The sequence below is a fragment of the Bacteroidia bacterium genome (assembly GCA_023228875.1).
GTDB lineage: Bacteria > Bacteroidota > Bacteroidia > NS11-12g > UBA955 > JALOAG01.
This window is the reverse complement of sequence record JALOAG010000004.1, coordinates 95,380-120,670: the sequence shown is the minus strand read 5'-3', so window position 1 is coordinate 120,670 and position 25,291 is coordinate 95,380. Positions and strand designations below refer to the sequence as shown.

Sequence of the window (25,291 nt, the reverse complement as noted above, 5' to 3'; positions counted from 1 at the left end):
CTTAACATTGAAAATGACATAGAACAATGCCGTTTTTATATTTACACAGAAATAAATTTCTCATTGATACAACACAGCAACAACCCTTGCTAATCGCCAAAAATCATCAAGTGAAACAGGTTAAAATTCAAAGCTGAATTAGCGCAAAAGTTGTAAAGTGGACCTATGCAATAAGGACTGTCCCACCAAAGCATTTGTTTTATACTGTATTACAACCACGTACACACCAGTCGGACAAGGCTGATTGTTATATGTTCCATCCCATGTTGCAAGGGTGTCATCAGTTTGATAAATCAATGCTCCCCAAGGGTTATAGATTTTCATGTCAAAACTTGACAAATAATAAGCACTCACACCAAATACATCATTCAAATTATCGCCATTGGGCGAAAACACATCAGGCACATAGAGCGCAAACTCACATTGATTTCTGAGATTGAACACATTGACACTCTCAGCATGCTTACATCCTGCACTGTCGGTAACCGTCAAACTATAGCTGCCACTGCTCAGATTATAGATTATGGAATCTACAGAACCGGTATTCCACTGAAAACTATAAGGACTGCTTGCATTGACATGTTGGGCTACTACTTTCCCTGTATTCTTTTCACAACTATCATGTGTAACAAACAATTCGAAAGTAGGATTAGAAAAAATAGTTAGCCGTGTGATTAATGTATCGCAATCATTCAGCAAGTCTTTATACACTCCTGTTTTATCATACGTCTGAGAACCAACAGTTACACTATAACCCTCACATCCTGCAAAGTCATTGATTGTTACATTTGCTACATTGAGTGTAACACTATCAGTAGCTTGATGTACCGTTCCATCAATAAAATATTGAATTGTAACAGGATATGTACCGGCATCTGCATAATGATGTTTAACAAGATTATCAAACGAAAGCAAAGGCGTTGTTCCATCTCCAAAATCCCATACTAAGCTATCATAACCCGGAGAGCCTGTAAATTCAAACATATTGCTGTCTGCAATACAACCGGTTTTACTTTCAAAAGTCACTTCATAAACTTTTCTGAAAAGACTTGAAACAAAATTGGGCAAACCATACCAACTCACATTTCCAAGCAAGTCAACGCCATCTGCAACATAATTGGATGAAGTGCCGGACAAATTCGGGTCATTGATTACACCTATGTAATTATTATTATGACGTGCTACATAAACTTTGTTATCAGAAGCTAATTGCAGCGAACCATAACCTCGCGGACTCTGTGTTTCAATTAAGAATTTACTACTGCTAATTGAAGCGCTATCCCACGTAGTAATGTCAAATTGATAGACCCCGTAGCTACTGATACTGAAAGTATTTACTTGCGAGATATACAACTTGGTTTCATCAGGAGAAAATTCACATCCGTAAGAAATAGTTAAAGGAATCTCAATCCTATTGGTTAGTTTGCCGGTTTGTTTATCAAAATCAAACAGTTCTGTAATGTTCATTTGAGTATTACTGCAAGCAATCTTATCTCCTGAAGGAGAGATTTTTAGTTGTCCTCTAAATCGGCTGTATTTATTATATTTTAATCCCAAGGTTGAAACCACAGGTGTAGTACTCATACCTGAGGGAGTGAGTAAATACGCATAAAAGGAGGCATCTTCCTGACCGTGCACAATAATCCAAATATCTCTTCCATTTGCATGGTGCGTTGCTGCAAGTTTTTCACTGATAGGAGTTTGAAGCAATACATTTTTGTTTAGCGGTTCAATATCTCCTATGCCGCCATTGAGTTTAGTATCAACAATTGAATACCTGAACCCTTTTGAATACACCCCTCCTTCTACCGTAAAAAGATAATATTTGCTTGCATCTTTTGGCATTGGCACAAGCAAAGCAGATTGTGTAACATCAGTTCCTCCCATTAAGCCGGTTGAGAAAGGCAAAATACTATGATTCTTGCTCCATGCTGTAATCCCATCTGAATATACTTTAATGTTGCCATTACTGTCTGCCATACCGGAACATCCTTCTTGGGCATACATTGCACCATTGGTCAATACAATGGGCGGAACATTGTTGAAATTGATACCGGCTCCATTACCAAAATACCAAATATTCGTTTGTTTTTGACCAAGCAGGTTTCCACAAACAAGAATGTTTAGCAGAAAGAAGATTGATGATTTCCAGTAATTGCTCATTTTCTAAAAAAACCGATGCTTAGTTAAACATCGGTTTTCTATATCTCAACTGTTTAATCAATTGTTTGATAAATAATTAGCTACACCGTCAAAAGTAGCTTTCATTGCATTTTTGCCTTCAGACCAATTGGCGGGGCAAACTTCACCAAACTCTTCAAAATGTTTTAAAGAATCTAACATTCTTATCGCCTCATCAACATTTCTTCCCAAAGGCAAGTTATTAATCAACTCATGGTGAATGATTCCCTTTTTGTCAATCAAAAACAATCCTCTGTATGCTACCATAGGACCTTTTGCAATCAGTTGACCATTATCATCATATTCATAGTCACCTGCAAGCACTCCATAGTTTGTAGAAATAGTTTTTGCAGTATCTGCAACAATCGGGTACTTTACACCCTCAATACCGCCCTTATTTTTAGGCATTTGCAACCAACTCCAGTGGCTTTCTTCTGTGTCTGTGCTACAAGCTACTACTTCGCATCCTCTTTTCTTAAATTCGTCTAACTTTTCTTGAAAAGCATGTAATTCCGTGGGGCAAACAAATGTGAAGTCTTTTGGATAGAAAAAGAATACCACATAACTTTTACCTTCATATTGGCTTAATGAAAATTCTTTAACGATTTCATTTCCATTTACAACAGCCGGTGCTTTGAAAACCGGAGCTTTTTTTCCTACTAATGTCATAATTTTTATTGATTTAATTTTGAGTGGCAAAGATAGAGGTTTTAATGCACTCTCACAATTTCTCTGTCATCTCAAGACTGTCATTAATCAAGTATTTTCTCTGTATTTAATATTAACATTCAAAAATTAAACAGCCGATTGTTACAAGTAACAATCGGCTTTATAACAAGTGATAATCTAAATTATTTAACAATAATCAATCGTTGGGTTTGCAATCCGGATCCTTCGGAAACAAGGCGCACCAAATATGTGCCCGGTGACAAATCTTGAACATTAATGTGTACCACTCCATTTCTATATTCAGTAGGTACTTCAATCAGCTTGCGACCTGTCATGTCCATAATTTCAAAAGTTGGAGCAACGCCCGAAGTAACATTATAATACACAGCTACTTCATGAATTGCAGGATTCGGTGCTAACTTCATACTTGCTTGTGCTGCAATTGATTGCACACCCATATCGTCCCTACAAGGAGGCAAATACATACAAACTTCAGCCATACATTTTCTACCGCTTGCATCACTCAACATAATTTTAAAGCAAATGAAAGTATCTGTAGGCGGATTGTCAAAAAACATCACTTTTACATTTTGCATTCCCGGAGCTACAGGATTAGGAGTAATGGTTCCAAAAGTTCCTGCTGCAATTGGCAACACCGTAACTGTTGCCGGGGTAGCAAATGGATTATATAGCGTTATATCTAATTCATAAATAGAAATACCGCCATCTATTCCCTTGCATCGTGCACAATTATTATAGGTTTCAAACTTACAATCACTTTCACATGGTCTATGTTCAATGATGATTGAGTCACGACATCCTTTTTCTGCCTTTGGATCATAATAGCTGAAATATAATGTGCTTAAATAGCTAATAGGAGGCAAATCTGTAAAGGTAAAGCAGAAGGTTTGCGCACCTGATGCGAGCGTAAAGACATTAGGCACAATAGTACCGGATGGAGTTGTAACTGTGAGCGTAGAACCCGGTGAACCTCCCCAATTTACATTAACACATACAAGATATTGAGGGTTTCCGCTTGCATCATTGCCTACACAATCTATTTTTTCTAATGTTACACTTTGCTTACACGGCTCCAAATTACAGTCAGGGAGTTTCACACACACAGTAGTATCACATCGGACATCCCTCAGATAATTCAATAAATTGAAGCAAACAGGAGAAGTTGTAGCAGTGGTAGGAATATAAACAAAACTGATTGTATTAATACCCGCACTCAGCGTAATCGGAGAAAGACCTGAGATTGATCCTGACATTGGTACAACATTGAACGTTGAACCTCCGCCAAGTCCATTATTAAAGGTCATAGTTACAAAATAGGTCTGAACACCTGTAATTGGATCAAATTTATCGCATTTGATTTTATAGGTAACATCCCATTTGCAACTTGCACATTTGACAAAACTTATATCTGTTTCAGGCGACATAGCTTTACAACCATAGCCTGAGGTTATTTCTACTTGATATACTCCTGACTGATACAACGGAATATGTAGCGTGTCAGAGGTAGCCCCAACAATAGGATTTCCATTGTAGTACCATTGATAGAAGGCATAGCCTTTTGGTGCGTACCAAACAAGCTGACTCACTGTATCACAAATTTCATAGCAACCCTTTTGATAGCCACAGAAATCAGGAAGTGGATTTACAACAATTGTCTGTGAACCCTTACAACCAAAAGTATCAACAACTGTATAAGTATATTGATCCGGTACGGATGTTATCATAGTGTCTTGGGTACTTCCATTGTTCCAAAAAGTATGAGTTATCATCGAAGAAGGGGAACTGCCAATTAATTGATTGCTTTGTCCTTCACATAAACTTCCGCTAAACGAAATAGAAGCAGTTGGATTTGCATGGACAACAAAATCAAGAGTATCATAGCCAACACATCCGGTCGGACCAACAACTTTTACAGTTAATTGCTTCAATCCTAATGAACTTGAATAATAATTAAAGGTGCTGGAAGTATTGGTAGCACCATCCGGTTGTAGCAACCATGAAATAGAATAACCTCCGCTTGCAGGATAATTAACTCCAAACTTTACTAATTCAAATTGACATACATCCTTCTTACCTTTAATTTCAGGTCTGGGTATAGGATTAGCCAACACATTAACATGGGGAGTTTTATACATACACCCTTTGCTATCAGTAATATCCACATAATAAGCTCCTGTATGTTTAGCCCAAATTGAGGAAGCACTTTGTACGGTTGACCACATATACTGATATCCGGGATAGCCACCGGATGCATTTACAGTATATAAAATACTATCTCCTTCACAAATTGTACTATCAGAAGGTGAAATACTTCCACTAAGTGTGTTTGGCAATACCACCACATTCTTTGAGCTAAATGATGAACAACCATAATTATTTTGTACTAATAAAGTAACCACGTAATTACCTGCTAAAGAATAGGTCCTTGTGGGATTGGTAATGAGCGAAGATGCGCCATCTCCAAAATTCCAATTAGAGCTTGTATAGCCAACAGATGTATTTGTAAACATTACCGGAGAACCTTGACAAACAGAGTCTGCTATACTAAATGATGATAGTGGTGACTGAGGTACAACAATCGTCTTGGTGATGGTACAAGTTCCATTCACGGTCAGTGTAACATTATATGTTCCAGCAGCAAGACTGAAACTTGGGTTTACTGCTGAACTTGTCAAAGCACCGGGCATAACAGACCAAGAATAAGAAGGAATAGGAAGTGTAGAAAGTCGCTTTGTATTATTAATTAATTTCACACCAAAACTACCGCTCGAACAGTACATTGAATCAAAGAAATCAGGGATGTATTTGATGGTATCTACAATATACTTACATAATTCACAATAGCCGGTTCCCGACAGATTGGGAACATCCACACAAAAGCGTACTCTATAATAGCCCGGTTCTTTAAAAGTGTGGGTTGCTGTGGCACCAACAGCAGTATTACTTCCGCTAAATGGGTCGTCAAAATTCCATCGCGGATTGATGGCTCCCGAGGTATAAGAACCGCTAAAGCTATCGGTATTGCATGATTGTTTGATGATTGTAAAATTATGAGTATAAGCCGGATCAGGAGAGCAAGTATCACACAAAGTGTCTATTGGAATAACATTACTTGTTCCCTGACAACCAAAAGAATTAGTACCTACTACATAGTAAGAACCTAACGCATTAGTATTATAAGAATTACCTGTTCCAACTAATGTAGCAGGTGATTTATACCAACTATAAGAAGTTCCTGTAACCGGTGCAGCAACATACATATTTACTGTACCAATCGGACCGCAAAACAAATTTGGGTCAGGCGTAGAAATTGTAATATTGGGTTTAGGATTAACCATGATGCTACCGGTAGCTGAGGCTGTTCCGCTACATGTTCCGCTATAAGTAACAGTCAATGTTACAATATAATTGCCTGCACCGGAATAAATATGAGAAGGATTAGGACCGCTTCCGGTACTACCATCACCAAAATTCCAATGATAAGAAGCCGCAACAGTGGGAGTGCTCATTACAGCCGACACACCCGCACAAATTACAGAAGGAATAGTCATGGAAGGTGTGGGTGGAGCAATTATTTTAACGTTCTTTGAATTTGAAATTGTTTGACCACAAACAGTACGCACAACTCCAAGTGTGGCATTTCCTATATAATTATTCCATTCCACAGTGATTGTTCCTGAACCTTGCCCGCTGATTACACTTCCGGCAATAGAAGGATTGATTGTCCAATAAAAATTATCACCGGGCACACTCACATTATAAACCACATTCGTATTTGAACAAACTGTATCAGGTCCAAAAATGACAGGGGCTGTCAGAGGTAAAATACTTTGGATGGTATCATGCAAAGGTTGAGACTTGCATCCTGTTAGTGGGTCAACCTGAACAGCACTCAGAATATAAGGTCCTGAAATATTCCATAACACACTGATAGATGTTCCTCCTATCATAGATGGAGCTCCATTTTGAACATTCCATACGATAGCATAGTTTGAAGAGGTTGGAAAAGCCAAATATGAATACGGTCTGCTCGGACAAACCGGATTCGGACCTACAATTGAATCAGGAGGAGGTGGTGCCGCATTCACTTTAATCATGATTTGTTGAGGGCTGTTGCAATAATCTCCACTCAGACTGCTTGCTTTTACATAAAACAGACCGGGTCCATAAGTCCACACAGAACCGGGTGAAGGGAGAGCAAAAGGTACGGTTCCCGAACTTATATTAGAGAAGTACACCATAGATCCTGACACATCGGTAACCTCCCATTTGATTAATCCTGAAACAGCCGGAGAGTGATAAATATTAAGCGGTGCATTCTCACATATCTCAGTAGAACCATTAAGCATGAGCTTGGGACGCGCAGAGACCGCCAAAGTGGCTGTACCTCCACAACTCAACTCTTGTGTGCTTCCGGGAATATGGTGGAAATAATCCACTTTTATAGTTCCGGTCGTATATGCATAATCAATCCAAACAGTAATCTCATGACCATTAATTGTATCACCGCTTACTAACGTCATTCCACCGGGCAGATGCCATTTAATACTATCTATCGGAATATTACATGAAATAGAATATTTAACCATGTCGCCATGACAAACCAGATTAGGTCCCTGTATGGTCGCAGATGGGGGAATAACAGGTACAACCAATGATGTAGGTGAAGAGCAAGTACCACTACAACCGGGAGTACTCAGCGTAATAATAGCCGGGGTAGCTGAACCCCACATCACGGTAACAGAGGAATTTGTGCTATCACCAATGATAGTACCATTGGTAACCGACCATTGATAGGTAGGACATGCAGCACTGGTATGATAGGTAACAACCGATCCGGGGCAGACAGTACTGATACACGCAATGTCCGGTCCTGGCGTACTTGACACTTCAACTTTCATTTGGAACGTATCTTTACATCTACATTCATTCTGTACTACAAGTGAAACTATATATGTGCCCGGAGTGTTATATGAATGAGAAGCATTGGGTGCAGGTGCAGTTTGCACTGTAGTTTGTCCATCGCCCCAAATCCACTCATAGGTAGTAAGCGGTGTACCTGCTCCGGCAGATGACAAATTCATAAATAATATACTTTGGTTTAAACAAGCATTTATTACTCCACCCACAGGAGTTGGCATAGCAGTAAACAAAGCTTTAGGCTTACCTACGATTTTTACACATAACTCATTTTCTCCAAAGCAACCAAAGGAATCAGTTTCTATTACTTTTACCGTTCCTGACCCAATAGCAGTCCAATATACAGTAATTGAATTGGTTGTTGAGGGTGTATAATTTGCTGCCCCCGTAATCACCCATGAATAAGTACTGCCGGGATGGTTCGGAGTGGTGTAAGTAATCCATGAAGAATCACAGGCATTCAAACATTCCAGAACGTCACGCTTGTCAGGTTGCCCACCTTTTGGGTCATGGATTCCACAACCAACTGCATAAGAGGGAGCGATTGCAGGTGTGGGCTTAGGTCTTATGCTTACATTGAGAACAGTAGAACAAACGATATTGTTTAATGCATCTCTCACAATCAATGTAACTTGACCACTGCTTACATTACTCCAACTTACAGACACGCTCGTCCCGCTGCCCGTTAATACTCCTCCATAAGCATTCCACTGATAATGATAAGTACCGGCATATCCTGTTGAATAGGTATTTACCTGATTGCTGCATACAATGGTATCCCCGACTATCGAGCAGGTTTGTGCTCTTGAGGACATTGAAAACACAAACAACAACAAAACCATGACTGGTTTAATTGTGTGTGAAATAGATTTTTTTTGAGTTAGTTTTTGTAATGTTATTTCCATAAGTTAGTGGTTTTGGTAGACAAATGTATTATATTTTTTGTTGATTTAATTGAACAAGAATTTTTTCTCAAAATCGGCACTGCCGTTGTGAATTTAAAAAAATTAGGATGGAGAAGTAGTACTAAAAGAACTGCATTTAGGGAGCAGGTACTATTTACCAAAGGCACAAAACAAGTAACCGGTAATTTATAAAACAGCTATTTTTAAAATACCCCCAAAGGTATCGCGCAAACGGTTCAACTCCATTATTTGTAAAATAATTTGCCGTTTTTCATCATCATCTTTAGCTTCTTTTATATACTCTAAGTATTGCTGTGTAAGGATTTTGAGGCGCATAATTTTTAAATGCATTGCAGAATCATACGCTGCTACTTTGTACCCTTCTTCTTCTCTGGGAACATAGATTTCTTCCTCATCCCACTTGACACTTAAGGAATAATTTTCTTCTAAACAATCTGCAATAAAACTTGACACATCCGGTGTTGAAGCATACATAAGCTTTTGAAAATCTAATGCTGAACCGGTTTCAATCTGTTCTAAAGCATATTCATAAATTGTTTTATATTTTGGATGTTGAAACTCCATTTCATCCTTCTCAAGTTGTTCAATAATAAATTCAGCAACGGTTTGTTCATTGCTATATTCAAGAGTTCCAAACCTGATTAACATACGAGCCACTCCTTCTTCTTTGTATTCTGTGGTTAATGTAACTTCCTTAGTTTGAACATTCGAAATATGCCTTTGCAGCAACCCAAATTCTTCGTTAAGAACTTTAAGGTCTTTGCCATGATCCGTATTGCGTGCTTTTAATACCTCTGCATGGATAATCATACCATTTAGCTCTGAAATTTTGGCAAATTCCTGCTCATATTGCGCCCTCTTGAGCGGATCCGGCACGATGGCAATAGACCTGATGATTTCAGCATTGGCTTCCGCCTTTTTGATGGGGTCTGAACCGGCATCCTGATAAAGCAGATTGGACTTAAAGAGGATAAAGTCTTTAATGTTGTCCTGTAAGTACTGCTCGATTTCTTCCAAAGAATGTTTATGCGCAAAAGAATCGGGATCCTCGCCTTCGTCAAGCAACACAATACGGACATTCAACCCTTGTTCCAGCAAAATATTAATTCCACGCAATGAGGCTTTAAGCCCTGCTGAATCTCCATCATACAAGATTGTAACATTTTGAGTGAATCTGGCAATCAGACGAGCTTGCTCAATCGTTAGGGACGTTCCTGATGATGCCACAACATTTTCAATACCTGCTTGGCTCATTGAAATAACATCTGCATAGCCTTCAACCAGAATACAGGATTCTGCCTTCTTGATTGCATTTTTTGCTTGGTATAAGCCATACAACGTATTGGACTTAATATAAATCAGCGATTCGGGACTATTCAGGTACTTAGGAGCTTTCTTATCACTGGTTAATATCCTACCTCCAAAAGCAATTATTTTACCTGCAACATTATAGAAAGGGAACATGACACGCTCTCTGAAAAAGTCATAGTATCCACCTTTTTCAGAAGATTTAATTAGTCCTGCATCAGTCAAAACTTCTTCTTTAAAGCCCAATTTAAGAGCGGATTCTGTAAAAATATTATATCCTGCAGGTGCATAACCAAGACCAAATTTTTCAATAGTCTGTGGGGTAAAACCCCTCTCTTTGAAATAGCTTAAACCGGCTATCACACCTTCATCTGTTTGCATTTGTTCCAGAAAGAAAGTTTGCGCATATTCAATTGCTGCATAGAGCGACTCTTTGCGCCTGCTTAACTCATCATATTCTTCACTTTTTTGTGAAGTATCTTCTATTACCGGAACACCATATTTTTTTGCTAAATAACGAATTGCGTCAGGGAAAGCCATTCCCTCATGTTCCATAACAAACTGAATTGCGCCTCCCGCTTTACCACAGCCAAAACACTTGTATAGCCCTTTTACCGGATTTACTTTAAAAGATGGCGTTTTTTCGTTGTGAAACGGACACAATCCCTCATAATTTACCCCCTTTTTTTTCAATGTCATGAAATCGGAGATTACCTCATCCACTTGTGCTACTGCAAACACTTCATCAACCGTTTTACGCGAAATCATTGCCATGAAATAATATCAAAAATCCTTATTGGAGTGCTTGCAAATATACAAGGTCAAAGTGAAAGGAAAATAAAGAAATGAATCTTCAAACGTTTGGACAGCAACATATTTAAAATCGTTATACGGCTGTTCTGTTGGTTCGGAACTTCCAAAACCAACTATATTTTTGCGCCCATTCAAATTGCAGGCAACCCATTCAAATGAATTTAACAGAAGAAAAAAAGAGATTAGTTGAATCCTTAGGGGTTTATTTTGAACAAGATAAACTCACTGCCCCACTTGCCGGACGTATCAAAGCAATCTTGATAATCAACGGTGAGCATGGAACAACTTTCGAACAAATTGTTTCGGAGTTAGGTGCAGGCAAAAGTACTGTTTCTACTCACTTAAACAATTTGATTGCACAAGGAAATGTGCAATACTTCACAAAATGTGGAGACCGCAAACGATATTTTGCAATGCAACCAAAATACATTGCCAACAAAATCCAATCTTTCATTACCAAATGGGAGAATGAGATAGACATTCACAAACAAATACTCAATTATAAAATCAATTATAATAAGACTAACAATCAAAACAAGTTATCATTGGCAAAACATGAACAGTCAATCCAATTTCTGACAGATTCAATTGCCTTTTTTAAAAAAGAAAACAACAAATACACAGAATAGCGAAAAACAACCAAGATGAAAAAAACAATCATATCAGCCATCACTATAGGAATATTCTTTGCTTCATGCAATAATAAAGGACAGCAACAAGCCAAGCCACAACAAACACCAACCCTTCCGGTCATTGAAATACCATCAAAATCAATAGAAGGATTAAGTGCCTACCCTGTCAGCTTAGAAGGCATAGTAAACGCAGAAGTTAGAGCAAAAATTTCAGGCTATATAACCGCAGTGCTGATTGACGAAGGTCAAATGGTACAAAAAGGTCAACAATTATTCCGTATAGAAACAGATGCCCTAACCGAAGATGCAGAAGCTGCAAAAGCAAATGTAGAGGCTGCACAAGTGGGAGTTGACCAATTAAAACCCTTGGTTGAGAAAAAAATTGTTAGTCCTATGCAACTACAAACTGCCGAAGCAAAGTTGGCTCAAGCAAAAGCAGCATACAAAAGCATTACCGCAAATATCGGCTATGCCAATATAACCAGTCCGGTAACAGGATATGTAGGCAGAATCACCTACCGACAAGGTTCATTGGTAAATCCTTCAAACCCTTTACCGCTCACAATTGTTTCTAATACAAATGAAGTGTATGCTTATTTTGCAATGAATGAAGCCGATTATGTGGACTTTTTGCAAAAAACTGAAGGTAAGACCTTGCAAGACAAGATGTCCCATTTCCCAAAAGTGAAGCTGAAATTAGCAAATGGTGAAGTCTATGAACACGAGGGTGTCATTCAAACTGTAACTGCACAAGTTGACCCTGCAACAGGTTCGGTGAATTTCAGAGCTGTTTTTCCAAATCCTGAACACTTATTGGCAAACGGGAGCAGCGGCACGATTCTCATTCCTAAACACTATCCAAACGCTCTGTTAGTACCCGAAGAAGCCACTTTTGAAATGCAAGGCAAAGTGTATGTTTTTACTGTAAAGGATGGCAATACTGTTGACCAAGCAATTATTGATGTAATAGACAAGGTGGGCAATATTTTGGTTGTCAAATCAGGTGTAAAGGCAGGCGACAAAATCGTAGTACAAGGTGCCGGAAAACTGCAACACGGCTCACAAATCACCCCCATTGTAAAAAGCTTTGATGCATTTATTGAAGAACTCAAACCTGCCTTTAAATAATCCTAATTAAAGAAAGAAGATGTTTAAGCAATTTATTGAACGCCCTGTTTTATCAACCGTAATATCCATTATCATCACCATTTTGGGTATTATAGGAATTTATGTTCTCCCCATATCCCAATATCCTGACATAGCGCCACCCACAGTACAAATATCGGCAAACTTTCCGGGCGCAAATGCGCAAACCGTACTTGAGAGTGTAATCATTCCAATTGAAGAGCAAGTAAATGGAGTTGAGCACATGAAATATATCACCTCAACTGCCAGTAACAATGGAGCAGCATCTATACAAGTGTTCTTTGAGCAGAATGTTGACCCGGACATTGCAGCAGTCCATGTGCAGAACCGTGTTTCACGCGCTCTGCCACTACTCCCTGCCGATGTTACCCGTTCCGGTGTTACCACACAAAAACAATCAACGGATGCGCTGATGTGGATTTCATTCTATTCAACCAACCCTGATTATGATGCAACCTTTATCCAAAACTACTTAAACATTAATATCATTCCTGAGATTAAAAGAATTTCGGGAGTGGGAGATGTCAATTCCGCAGGTGTAAAAAACTATGCAATGCGTATTTGGATTGACCCTGTTAAATTAGCATCATACAAACTTGAACCGTCCGATGTAGTGGCTGCAATTAACGAACAAAGCCAAGAAGCCGCTGCCGGTACTTTAGGACAAAACGATGCCAACGCTTTCGAATATGTCATTCGTTACAGTGGGCGCTACAGAACACCTGATGAATATAAGTCTATCGTGATAAAAGCATTGGGTAACGCGCAATTCCTGCGCTTAGAAGATGTTGCAAAAGTGGAAATGGATGCCCAAGGATATAATGTTGTTTCCACAGCAAACGGCAATCCGGCTGTAAGCATGGGGGTCTTTCAAACTCCGGGTTCTAATGCACGTGAAATTATCCAAAACATTCATAAGAATCTGAAAGAACTAAAGCATTCATTCCCTCCCGGCATTGATTATCTTGTAAATTATGATACAAACTTATTCTTGGATGCCTCTATTCAAAAAGTAATCACAACCTTGATTGAAGCCTTCATTCTGGTTTTCATTGTGGTTTTCCTTTTCTTACAAGATTTTCGTTCTACTCTGATTCCTGCAATTGCAGTACCTGTGTCCATTATAGGAACATTCTTCTTTATGAGCCTGTTTGGATTCTCAATTAACCTGTTAACCCTGTTTGCGTTGGTATTGGCAATAGGAATTGTTGTGGATGATGCCATCGTTGTTGTGGAGGCGGTACATGCCAAATTAGAGAATGGTGCCAAATCTGCGCTTGATGCAAGTTATGCTGCCATGAGCGAAATCACGGGGGCAATCATTTCTATTACATTGGTGATGGCTTCTGTATTTATTCCGATTACATTTATTTCAGGACCAACCGGTGTGTTTTACAAACAATTTGGAGTAACCTTGATTGTAGCCATTGCTATTTCTGCATTAAATGCTCTAACACTCAGCCCTGCCCTTTGTGCATTGGTACTAAAACCTCATGAAAAAGATAGTAAAAAGAAAAATGGGGTTATACAGCGATTTTATACAGCCTTCAATATTGGCTTTAATCATACAGCCCGAAAATACACAAGCGGACTGAAATTTTTGTTCGTACACAAATGGGCAACACTATTCATTTTACTTGCATCAACCGGATTGATGTTATGGTCAGCAAACACTACTTCCAAAGGCTTTGTGCCCAAAGAAGACCGTGCAGTTATTATGACAAACATAGAATTGCCTGCAGGAGCTTCCTTAGACAGAACATCAGCCATAATTAACAAACTGAGCGCAGAAGTAAAGAAAATAAAAGGAATCAAAGGAATGTCTTTTACTGCAGGCTCCAGTTTATTGGGAGGCGCGGGAAGCAATTTTGGACTTGGTTTTATTATTCTTGATGAATGGGATAAACGCAAAGCCGATTCTCTTTCATCAGGTGCAATTATTGGCAAACTGTTTCGTGCAGCATCAACAATTCCAGGAGCACAAATGTTATTCTTTGAACCTCCAAGTATTAGGGGATACGGTGTTGCAGAAGGATTTCAATTAGAATTGTTGGATAAATTCGGAGGCAGTTTTAAAGACCTTGACGCACAATCAAAACAATATTTGAAGGAACTCTCTGAAAGACCGGAGATTCTTTATGCTCAAACCTCATTTAATACGAGCTACCCTCAATACCAATTGGATATTAATATACCCAGAGCTAAAGAAGCAGGTGTCTCAATTAACAGCATATTTCAAACACTGCAAGGTTACATTGGCGGCATTTATGCAGCCGATTTTTCAAGATTTGGAAAACAATACAGGGTATATGTACAGTCATTACCTGACACGCGCGCGAGCAAAGAAGATTTGAATTCAATTTTTGTGAAAAATAAAAATGGTGAAATGGCACCCATCACAGAGTTTGTAAAACTTGAGAGAATTTATGGACCACAGTCAGTGAATCGATTCAACCTATTCAATGCGGTACACGTTACAGGTGCAACAAACCCCGGTTATTCCTCCGGTGACGCCATTAAAGCAGTACTTGACGTTACCAAGAACCTTCCCGCAAATTTTGACATCGCATTTTCAGGTTTGACCAAAGAAGAAATAGAGGCTGGTAATCAAACTTTGTTTATCCTCATTCTTGTTATCATTTTCGTGTATTTCATTCTCGCAGGTCTCTATGAAAGCTACTTGTTGCCCTTGGCAGTAATGCTTTCTCTTCCGGTTGGGATGATGGGAGCATATATAACTACTAAGTTGATGGGCTTAGAAATTAATATATACTTCCAGATTGCATTAATTATGCTGATAGGATTGTTAGCAAAGAATGCCATTTTGATTGTTGAACTCTCAATACAAAAGCGCAGAGCCGGTGAATCACTCTTAAATGCAGCTCTTGATGGTGCAAAAGTACGTTTCAGACCTATATTAATGACTTCATTTGCCTTCATCTTTGGTTTGTTGCCATTAGTGTTTGCCAGCGGAGTTGGAGCAATCGGAGACCGCTCTATAGGTACTGCGGCTGTAGGAGGATTACTCATTGGAACTATTTTAGGGGTTTTTGTGACTCCTCCTTTGTTTATGTTCTTTGAATGGCTTCAAGAAAAAGTGAGTAGAAAACCTAAAATCATTGAGAAAAATTAAAGTAAAACGTGAATCAGCAATGCAAATAATGAAAAAACAACAGCACTTGTCATTAGTCCTCTCCATAGGTTTAGTATTGTTATTATCTTCTTGTTTGGCAATCAAAAAATATGAGAAACCAACAGCAAAAACAGACAACCTGTACAGAACAGACTTTATCCATGACAACGCATTTGACGGATTGGACACCAACTCTATTGCAAGTATATCTTGGAAAAACTTCTTTACGGATAATTTGCTGCAAGGGTATATACAAAACGCTCTTGACAACAACATAGACATTAGAATTGCAATTCAAAATATAGAAGCAGCAGAATCCTATGTAAAACAAAGCAAATCAGGCTTTCTCCCTTCTCTTTCCACAGACTTAGGTTATACATTTTCAAAAACCTCCGGCAACAGCCGATTTGGGGCTTTAACTTTTAACCAATTTCAGTTGGGAGCAAGTGCAGCATGGGAGGCTGATATATGGGGCAAAATCAAGAGCCAACAACGCGCCACTTATGCACAATACCTGCAAAGTATCGAAGCGCACAAGGCAGTAAAAACCGGATTGATTGCAGCAGTAGCTAAGACATATTATCAATTGGTGGCAATCAGCGCACAGATTGAAATTGCCCAACGCAGTGTAAGCACACGTGACAGCAGTTTGGAGACTACAATAGCACTCAAAAATGCAGGTCAACTCACTGAGGTTGCCGTAAAGCAATCAGAATCTCAATTGTATGAAGCGAAAATCATTTTGTTGAATCTTCAAAAACAAGAAAAATATCTTGAAAACACCTTCTGCCTACTACTCAACGAACAACCTCACACAATTACCCGCAACACAATTGAAACACAAGTGTTTAATTCTCCTTTGAGCATTGGTATTCCTGCCCAACTCTTAGCAAACAGACCGGATGTATTGCAAGCAGAATATTTCTTCATGCAAACCTTTGAGTTGAGTAACCTTGCAAGAACAAATTTTTATCCATCCTTTATGATCACGGCTTCAGGTGGTAGCCAAAGCATGGAATTAGAAAAATGGTTCAGTGCAAGTTCACTATTTGCAAATCTTGCTGCGGGTATTACACAACCAATCTTTAATCGCAGACAAATCAAGACCGCCTATGAAGTTGCGCAGACTCAACAACAAAAAGCCGTGTTGGGTTATCAATATGCCATTCTTAGTGCAGGTGTGGATGTTTCCAACGCATTGATTGACTACCGGACTCAGACAGAAGCGATTGCACTTGAACAAAGCAAATTTGAAGCAAATCAAATTGCGTTTACTATTTCGAACCAACTATTGCAAAACGGACTTGCAACCTATTTGGAAGTGTTGACCGCACAGCAAAACGTTCTCTCCTCCGAACTCAATGTTATCAATGCTAAATTAGGACAGTTGAATGCAGTGGTCAATCTTTACACATCTTTGGGTGGCGGATGGAGATAAATAATTCCATTACTGCGCCACTTAATAAAAAAAATAACTTTGCCACGTGCTGGTTTATGATACAATTGTTGTAGGTGGTGGTGCTGCCGGATTTTTTGCTGCAATTAAAGTAGCAGAATTGAAACCGAATTCATCGGTGTTGATTCTTGAAAAAACCTCAAAACTGCTAGCTAAAGTCGAAATTTCAGGAGGTAGCAGGTGCAATGTAACCAACGCTTGTTTTGACAATAAAGAATTAGCGGCTAACTATCCCCGAGGAAGTAAAGAATTATTGGGATGTTTTTACCGGTTCAACCCTACAGATACCATTCAATGGTTTGAAGCAAAGGGAGTCCAACTGAAAGCCGAAGCAGATTTAAGAATGTTTCCCATCTCAGACTCGTCACAAACCATAATTAACTGTTTTTTAAATGAAATTGACAGATTAGGAATTGAAATCAGCACCCAAACAAAAGTTGAATCCATAGAACCTCAACAGGACGGGTTTACTTTGCATTTAGACCGGGACGAAAAAGTAGCTTGTAAGACCTTACTAATCGCCACCGGAGGACATACAAAAAAAGAACACTTTCATTACTTAGCCCCACTACATCATAAGATTGAAAACCCTGTCCCATCTTTGTTTACATTTAACCTACCCAAACATCCAATCTGTGCATTATCCGGGGTCTCGGTAATAGATGTAGAAATCACCTTGCCGGAACATAATGAAAGATTTAGAGGACCCTTTTTAATCACCCATTGGGGATTGAGCGGACCTGCTGTATTAAAGCTTTCTGCATTTGCGGCACGCAAACTCCATGATGTAGGTTATCGGTATGATATTGAGGTGGATTTTTTACCCCATTTGACAGCAGATGAGATTTTTGCCAGTCTCAAACAACAGAAGTCTGGAAAAGCGAATGTAAAAAAGAAACCATTTGAATCAATACCACAACGGCTATGGGAGTACTTGTTAAACAACTCCGGGTTGAGAAGCGATGAGAAATGGGCAGATTGTCAAAACAACAAATTGCAAGACCTCGCACATCAATTACACAAATCACAATTTGAAGCAAACGGAAAAACTACTTACAAAGATGAGTTTGTAACATGTGGTGGTATCAGCAGAAAAGAAATAGATTTCAGAACAATGGAAAGCAAACTTCACCCAAATTTATTCTTTGCAGGAGAAGTGATTGATATAGATGGCATTACTGGCGGATTTAACTTTCAAGCTGCTTGGACTTGTGGATCTATTGCCGCAGAAACAATTGCGAGCAGGATATAAAATTTAATTTTACATACTAAAGTCAAGGCAAATTCTTGCATCAACAGCAACAAGCTGATTAGAATTACCCAGCAACGGATTAATATCCATTTCGCTTATTTCAGGGGCTGCTTCAACAAGTGCAGACAAACGCAACATTGTATCCAAAATCAACTCTTCATTGACACCCTCTTTACCCCGTGCTCCTTTGATAATGGGATAAGATTTTAAATGTTTGAGCATCGCCTGTGCTTCTTCTTTGCTCAATGGAGAAAGCCCTGTTGCTACATCTTTAAATATCTCCACAAAAACACCTCCAAGTCCTACTAAAATCTGGTGTCCGAAAGATGGTTCACGCTTTGCTCCCATGTATATTTCAGTGCCCTGAAGCTGTTGTTGCACAATCACACCTTCCGCACCATCAATCTGCATGAGTCTGTGAAATGTTTCTTTGACTTCCTCAATGCTTTTGAGTCCTATCACTACACCTCCAATATCAGATTTGTGAACAGGACCGGACACTTTCATCACTAATGGGAAACCGATCTTTTCAGCGGCTGATACAACTTCATCCAATTCGTTTGAAGTCAACTGTTGCACTCTGGTGATTCCAACAGCATCAAAGAGTTCAAAAACTGTATCCGCATGTAGAAACCCATTCTCTGCATTTGTAATCACTTCTCTCACTCGTGCATTTTCAATTTTTGGCAAAATTGGCTCCGGATAAGGACTTGGAGTTCTGATTACCCTTGAAAGAACATATCCAAAACTGGTTTCATCCAAGAAATTGACATGACCCATAGAGTGAAAATGGCTCACTTCTTCTGAAGCCTGCATCACAGAGGGCAGAATCGGGAAAATCGGTTTTTTAGAAGTCTTCATTTTTTCATGCAACACCTCATACACATCATCCACTCTCCACATGCCCGTGGTGCCAAACACAACCACTGCGCCATCAATTTCATCAAACTTATTTTCAACGTAATCTAATATCACACTCAACTGTTGCGCAGTTCCGGTAGCTAAAAAATCTATCGGGTTTGCAACAGAAGAACCCGGGTGTAATTGTGCAAGCAGTTCTTCTGCATAAGGCCCGCTGATGTGAGGAACAGCCATACCATTTCTGGTTAAAACATCTGTCAGCATCACTCCGGGTCCACCGGCATGGGTAATAATGGCAATACGATTGCCCACCAATTTTGTAATTGTAAAAATTGCGGCAACATAGACCAACTCAACCCTGCTGTAACAACGTATGACCCCTGCCTTTCTGAACAATGCATTGACTGCATTATTAGATCCCGCCAAAGCACCGGTATGAGAAGACACAGCTCGCGAGCCGGCTTCTGTTGAACCTGCTTTGATTGCTGCAATCCTGCACCCTTTGAGAGTAAGCGAACGTGCGTGTTTCAAAAAACGGCTTGGATCTGCAATTTGCTCCATATAGAGCAACTTAATCCTCGAACTAGTTTGAGGGTCAAAAGTCTTATCCCAATATTCAAGGACATCTTCTACACCAATTTGAGCACTGTTGCCAATCGAATAAATATTTCTGAACTTTAATCCGCGTGGAATTGCTACTTCCAGAATATATACCATTGTAGCTCCTGATGCAGATACACAGTCGCAACCCATCGGGTCGTATTCCGGTATTGGTCCGGCAAATACACCTTTGTAGTTTCCGGTTATTACCCCAATACAGTTAGGACCGATTAAACTTGCTCCGGCTTGGGTTGCAATGGCTGCACAGCGTTGCTCCAACTCCTTCCCCTCTTTGCCGGTTTCGCTAAAACCAGCTGAAAACAAAATGAATGCTTTGCAATTCTTTTGGTTGGCAAGCACTTCCATTGCTGCTTCAACATAATTTGCGGCTACTGCAATGATTGCTAACTCAACTTCCGGCAAGGCTTCTACAGTTGCAAAGCAAGGTACACCTTGTATTGAACTTTCCTTTGGATTTACTGCATAGAGTTTTCCTTTATAGCCATGTTTAATGATATTTTGCAGCACTTTCCCTCCCGGTTTGGATGAATCGTTGGACGCTCCAACTATCACAATACTTTGAGGATCGAGCAGTTGTTTGGTTATCATGACAGGCTTGAAATATTGGGGTGCAAGTTACTCAAGTTAGCGCAAACTCAAACGATGTAATGCTGAAAATCACTTTCATAAATCATAAATAAAAAAAGCATCTTCAAAATGCTCAATTTCCCAGTTATTGGGTACACGAGTAACAGAAACTATATCAAAACGCAGACTCTTGTCCGGTGCAAATTTTTCTAAATAAGCTGCTGCTGCCTTTGCCAATGTTTTTTGTTTTTGAGCTGTAACCGCATTTTCAGGAAACCCAAATGTATTGGACATACGAGTCTTCACCTCCACAAACACAAGTACCTCATCCTTGCTCATGATTAAGTCCACTTCATGATGACTGTGTCTCCAATTTTTATGCAACAAAAGATATCCTTGTTTCAACAGAAAATCCAGTGCAACCGCTTCTCCTTCTTGACCTGTTTGCTGATTAGGTGTTTTCACTTTTGCAAAATAAACCAAAATATTGGCACAATCAGATTTTTGTAAATACTGCCACTCCTTCGTCAAAAGACTGCAAACAAGGTACTGATTCTGAAATAGATTCCTGAATACATAGTGCAAGATCTGCATGGTTGCCCTTATTTTTCAATCTTTGATAGTGATTGGCACTTCCTAAAAATTGATTGGCTAAGTGTTTATTGCTTTGATAGACAGTTTGGGCAATAAATGCAGCATCATTCTGAAGGCTGACATCCTGTAATTTATCAATAAGACTCCCTGCCATATAAGTATCCTCAATGTTTTCGTTGTCTTTCCAACCTGCACAAAAAAGTACAATATCAAATTGACTTTGATTTAAAAAATCTGCAAGGGCTTGCACATTGACCAATGCACCACAGAGCACTACTTTTGCATTTTGCAACACAGCTTTCTCAACACATTTAGTCCCATTGGTGCTTGTTAACACAAATTTCTCTTTGATACTTGTAAGATTCTGAATTTCGACCGGAGAATTCCCCACATCCGCTCCCTGTACCTTGTCACCATTGCGCTCACCGGCAACCAAAGAATCTGCATCTTTTAAACTCAACGCTTTGTCAACTTCTTTACTTGTAAGCACCTGCTTAAATCCTTTATCAAGTGCAATTGCAATGGTAGATGTGGCTCTTAACACATCTATTATCACAACCGCTTTATCTTCAAAACCAAATTGACCGGCAAGTGCAGGTGTTAAAACCACCTCTAATTTTTTTGACATGCGGTGCAATATTATCCTAAAATAAGATATGAACAGAAGGTAACCATATAACAAAATTCAACAGACCCTGAGGAGTTGAACAATCTAAAATTAATTATTCAAACACCCTCTTCATTACCTTGACTTTTCTAATTTTGCGGCTATGCCAAAGATATCCCAACGCGGTTTAGAAATGCCGCCATCTCCTATCAGAAAATTAACCCCTTATGCTAATGCAGCAAAAGCAAAAGGAATTACAGTGTATCATTTAAACATAGGGCAACCTGACATTGAAACTCCTCAAGCAATACTCGATAGTGTTAAGCACACTGATTTGAAAGTGCTTGCATATAGCCCAAGTGAAGGATTTCAGAGTTATAGAGAAGCTCTTGCCAAATATTACAACAAGAATGACATCAGAGTTACACCAGATGAAATTATTATAACCACAGGAGGGTCAGAAGCCATTTCTTTTGCAATGCTTAGCTGTCTGAACCCCGGTGACGAAATCATTATTCCGGAACCATTTTATGCAAATTATAACGGTTTTGCAAAGGTTGCAGGAGTTAAGGTTGTTCCTATCAAGTCAAACATTGAAGATGGTTTTGCACTACCCAAGATTGAAGAGTTTGAACATTCAATTTCTTCAAACACCAAAGCGATCATGATTTGCAACCCTAATAATCCTACCGGGTATTTATACAGTATAGAAGAATTAAAAACATTACGCGATTTATGTCTTAAACACGATTTGTTTTTATTCAGCGATGAAGCATACCGCGAATTTTGTTATGACGGTGCGCAACACACTTCGGTAATGAGTTTAGAAGGTTTAGAGAAGCACGCGATTTTATTGGATACCATTTCAAAAAGATATAGTGCATGCGGTGCCAGAATTGGCGCATTGGTAACCCATAATCAAGAAGTATTGCAAACTGCATTAAAATTTGCCCAAGCAAGACTATCTCCTCCAACACTTGCACAAATATTGGGAGAAGCTGCGTGCAGCCTGCCGGATGATTACTTTGATGAAGTGTTAGAAGAATACAAAAACCGCAGAAATATTTTAGTAAAACGTTTACAAGCCATGCCTAATGTGGTTTGTCCAAATCCAAAAGGAGCTTTTTATATAATCGCAAAATTACCGGTAAAAAGCAGTGAAGATTTTTGTCAATGGCTACTTTCTTCCTTTAGTTACAAAGGGGCAACGCTGATGATGGCTCCTGCCAGTGGATTTTATTCTACTCCTGGGTTAGGACAATCTGAAGTTCGATTGGCTTACGTTCTGAACGAAGCCAGTATCAACGCAGCAATGGACTGCTTAGAAGAGGCTTTGAAAGTCTATCAGGATTGAGAGCCCCACTAAATGGCAAGCAATTGCTACAACTCTGTTTTACCTGTATAGTTAAAAGGTGTGATGGATTTTAACCTGTTCTTGGTTTCCTGGTTCACATTTAATCCATCAATAAAATCATTCAGCCTTTCTCGTGTTAATTTTTCGTTGTTTCGAGTCAATTCCTTGAGTGTTTCATAAGGATTTGGATAAGCCATTACCCTCAAAATATTTTGAATTGCTTCAGCAACTACCACAAGGTTATCTTCCAAATCTTGATCAATAGCAGCTTTGTTGAGTTGTAATTTATCCAATCCTTTGCGAATTGATTGATAAGCTATCAAGCCATGCGACAACGGTACACCTACATTTCTCAACACAGTGGAATCGGTCAAATCTCTTTGCAAACGGCTAATCGGGAGTTTTGCAGCAAAATGTTCCAACAACGCATTGGCTATACCCAAATTTCCTTCGGCATTTTCAAAATCAATTGGATTCACTTTGTGAGGCATAGCACTTGACCCGACTTCGCCTTTTTTGATTTTTTGTGTAAAATAGTGCATCGAAATATAAGTCCAAACATCACGGCACAAATCCATCAAAACATTATTAATCCTCTTGTTTGCATCAAAAAATGCAGCCGAATTATCATAGGGCTCAATTTGTGTCGTATAAGGAGTACGACTCAACCCAAGTTTATTCTCTGTAAAATCTGTTGCAAAAGCTATCCAATCCTTATCGGGAAAAGTAACAAAATGTGCATTCAAGTTTCCGGTTGCTCCTCCAAACTTAGCCGAAAAAGGAATTGCCTTCGCTTGCGCTATTTGCGACTTAACTCTTTCTACAAATACCTTGATTTCTTTTCCCAACATAGTGGGTGAAGCCGGCTGTCCATGTGTTTTTGCAAGCATTGGAATGTTCGACCATTCTTGCGCCAACTCCTCCAATCGTTGAACCAAAGTGAGCATTTCAGGCAATACTACATTTCCCCAAGCTTCTTTAGTAGAAAGTGGAATTGCAGTGTTATTGACATCTTGCGAAGTAAGTCCAAAGTGAATCCACTCTTTAAGATTCTCTAATTCAGTTCCGGCAATCTTATTTTTAATGAAATATTCAACTGCTTTTACATCGTGATTGGTTGTCTTTTCAATTTCTTTGACAGCATTAGCATCTGCATCAGAAAACTGAGAATAGATATTTCTCAAAAACTGTCTTTGGGATTCAGAAATTTTAGCATTGAAATGTTCCGGAATAAAATCAGAAAGTGCAATAAAATATTCAATTTCAACTCTAACCCTATATTTGATTAAAGCGAACTCAGAGAAATACTGTGCAAGTTGAGCACATTTATTTCTATATCTGCCATCAATAGGGCTAATAGCGTGCAGCACGTCCAACTCCATTATTTCTCCCCCTTAAACATATCCATCACTTCTTCACTGATTCCGGTAAAAGAGAATCCTCCATCATGAAACAGGTTTTGCATTGTAACCATACGGGTTAAATCGCTAAACAGACTCACACAATAATCAGCACACGCCTCAGCAGAAGCATTGCCAAGCGGACTGATTTTATTTGCATAATCATAAAAGGCGTCAAAACCACTCACCCCGCTACCTGCTGTCGTCATAGTAGGTGATTGAGAAATAGTATTTACACGAACATGCTTTGCTTTGCCAAATCGGTATCCAAAGCTACGTGCGAAAGATTCAAGCAAAGATTTGCTTTCAGCCATTTCGCTATAGTCCGGGAACACACGCTGTGCCGCAATATAAGTTAGCCCGAGAATTGAACCCCATTCATTCATTGCATCTTTTTTCCATAGGGTTTGCATCAGCCTATGAAAAGAAATAGCTGAAATGTCAAAAGTCTTGTGCATGAATTCATAATTCAAATCTGTATAAGCCCTTCCTTTGCGAATATTCAAAGACATACCAACAGAATGAAGCACAAAATCAATTTTCCCATACTTTGCAATGGCGGCATCGACCAGCGCTTCCATGTCGCTGTCAAGTGTAACATCGCAACCAACCACTTCTGCACCTGTTTTCTGTGCAAGTTCGTTGATGGCACCCATACGCAAAGCGATTGGTGCATTGGTTAAGATAAATTCAGCTCCCTCTTCATGACATCTTTCTGCTACTTTCCACGCAATGGACTTAGGGTCTAACGCCCCAAAGATGATTCCTTTTTTCCCTGATAATAGTTTTGTTAACATAATGTTTCTAGTTGTTTTGCAGTGTGTAAAATT

General features: G+C 39.2%; 15 protein-coding genes. 6 read left to right on the top strand and 9 right to left on the bottom strand.

Features of this window, described 5'->3' with window-relative positions:
* Positions 1-138: 138 nt before the first annotated feature.
* The 4 genes from M0R38_06060 to dnaG form a co-directional block, all read right to left on the bottom strand.
* Complete coding sequence (locus M0R38_06060; protein ID MCK9481308.1) at positions 139-2,163, bottom strand: gliding motility-associated C-terminal domain-containing protein; 2,025 nt, start codon at positions 2,161-2,163, stop codon at positions 139-141.
* 57 nt (positions 2,164-2,220) lie between these two features.
* Complete coding sequence (locus M0R38_06055) at positions 2,221-2,853, bottom strand: peroxiredoxin (GenBank protein MCK9481307.1); 633 nt, start codon at positions 2,851-2,853, stop codon at positions 2,221-2,223.
* Positions 2,854-3,032: 179 nt separating this feature from the next.
* On the bottom strand, positions 3,033-8,696 hold the full coding sequence (locus M0R38_06050; GenBank protein MCK9481306.1) for a PKD domain-containing protein: 5,664 nt from the start codon (positions 8,694-8,696) through the stop codon (positions 3,033-3,035).
* Between the two features lie 186 nt (positions 8,697-8,882).
* Positions 8,883-10,799, bottom strand: coding sequence for a DNA primase (gene dnaG, locus M0R38_06045; GenBank protein MCK9481305.1), 1,917 nt, complete (start codon positions 10,797-10,799; stop codon positions 8,883-8,885).
* Positions 10,800-10,993: 194 nt separating this feature from the next.
* Here dnaG and M0R38_06040 point away from each other — a divergent pair, with 194 nt between their 5' ends.
* The 5 genes from M0R38_06040 to M0R38_06020 are packed head-to-tail and all read left to right on the top strand — an operon-like array spanning position 10,994 to position 18,457.
* A complete protein-coding gene (locus tag M0R38_06040) occupies positions 10,994-11,467 on the top strand; it encodes an ArsR family transcriptional regulator (GenBank protein ID MCK9481304.1) in 474 nt (157 codons plus the stop codon).
* A gap of 15 nt (positions 11,468-11,482) precedes the next feature.
* Positions 11,483-12,598, top strand: a complete 1,116-nt coding sequence (locus M0R38_06035) for an efflux RND transporter periplasmic adaptor subunit (protein ID MCK9481303.1) — start codon at positions 11,483-11,485, stop codon at positions 12,596-12,598.
* 19 nt (positions 12,599-12,617) lie between these two features.
* The gene (locus M0R38_06030) at positions 12,618-15,749 is read left to right on the top strand and encodes an efflux RND transporter permease subunit (protein MCK9481302.1); all 3,132 of its coding nucleotides are present in this window, start codon (positions 12,618-12,620) and stop codon (positions 15,747-15,749) included.
* A gap of 28 nt (positions 15,750-15,777) precedes the next feature.
* The gene (locus M0R38_06025; protein MCK9481301.1) at positions 15,778-17,187 is read left to right on the top strand and encodes a TolC family protein; all 1,410 of its coding nucleotides are present in this window, start codon (positions 15,778-15,780) and stop codon (positions 17,185-17,187) included.
* 46 nt (positions 17,188-17,233) lie between these two features.
* Positions 17,234-18,457: an NAD(P)/FAD-dependent oxidoreductase gene (locus tag M0R38_06020; protein ID MCK9481300.1), complete on the top strand. Its 1,224-nt coding sequence runs from the start codon at positions 17,234-17,236 to the stop codon at positions 18,455-18,457.
* Positions 18,458-18,466: 9 nt separating this feature from the next.
* Here the strand turns inward: M0R38_06020 and M0R38_06015 are convergent, their stop codons facing one another.
* The 3 genes from M0R38_06015 to M0R38_06005 form a co-directional block, all read right to left on the bottom strand.
* On the bottom strand, positions 18,467-20,527 hold the full coding sequence (locus tag M0R38_06015; GenBank protein MCK9481299.1) for an acetate--CoA ligase family protein: 2,061 nt from the start codon (positions 20,525-20,527) through the stop codon (positions 18,467-18,469).
* A gap of 75 nt (positions 20,528-20,602) precedes the next feature.
* Positions 20,603-20,971, bottom strand: a complete 369-nt coding sequence (locus M0R38_06010) for a YraN family protein (protein MCK9481298.1) — start codon at positions 20,969-20,971, stop codon at positions 20,603-20,605.
* A 31-nt stretch (positions 20,972-21,002) separates the two neighbouring features.
* Positions 21,003-21,728 (bottom strand): 2-phosphosulfolactate phosphatase, encoded by a 726-nt coding sequence (locus M0R38_06005; GenBank protein ID MCK9481297.1) that lies wholly within the window; start codon positions 21,726-21,728, stop codon positions 21,003-21,005.
* Positions 21,729-21,870: 142 nt separating this feature from the next.
* On the opposite strand from M0R38_06005, the gene M0R38_06000 reads away from it, so the two are divergent.
* On the top strand, positions 21,871-23,061 hold the full coding sequence (locus M0R38_06000) for a pyridoxal phosphate-dependent aminotransferase (GenBank protein ID MCK9481296.1): 1,191 nt from the start codon (positions 21,871-21,873) through the stop codon (positions 23,059-23,061).
* 26 nt (positions 23,062-23,087) lie between these two features.
* Here M0R38_06000 and purB read toward each other — a convergent pair whose 3' ends face one another.
* The gene (purB, locus tag M0R38_05995; protein MCK9481295.1) at positions 23,088-24,443 is read right to left on the bottom strand and encodes an adenylosuccinate lyase; all 1,356 of its coding nucleotides are present in this window, start codon (positions 24,441-24,443) and stop codon (positions 23,088-23,090) included.
* Positions 24,443-25,258, bottom strand: a complete 816-nt coding sequence (locus tag M0R38_05990) for an SDR family oxidoreductase (GenBank protein MCK9481294.1) — start codon at positions 25,256-25,258, stop codon at positions 24,443-24,445. Before M0R38_05990 ends, purB begins: the two co-directional genes overlap by 1 nt.
* Positions 25,259-25,291 lie beyond the last annotated feature (33 nt).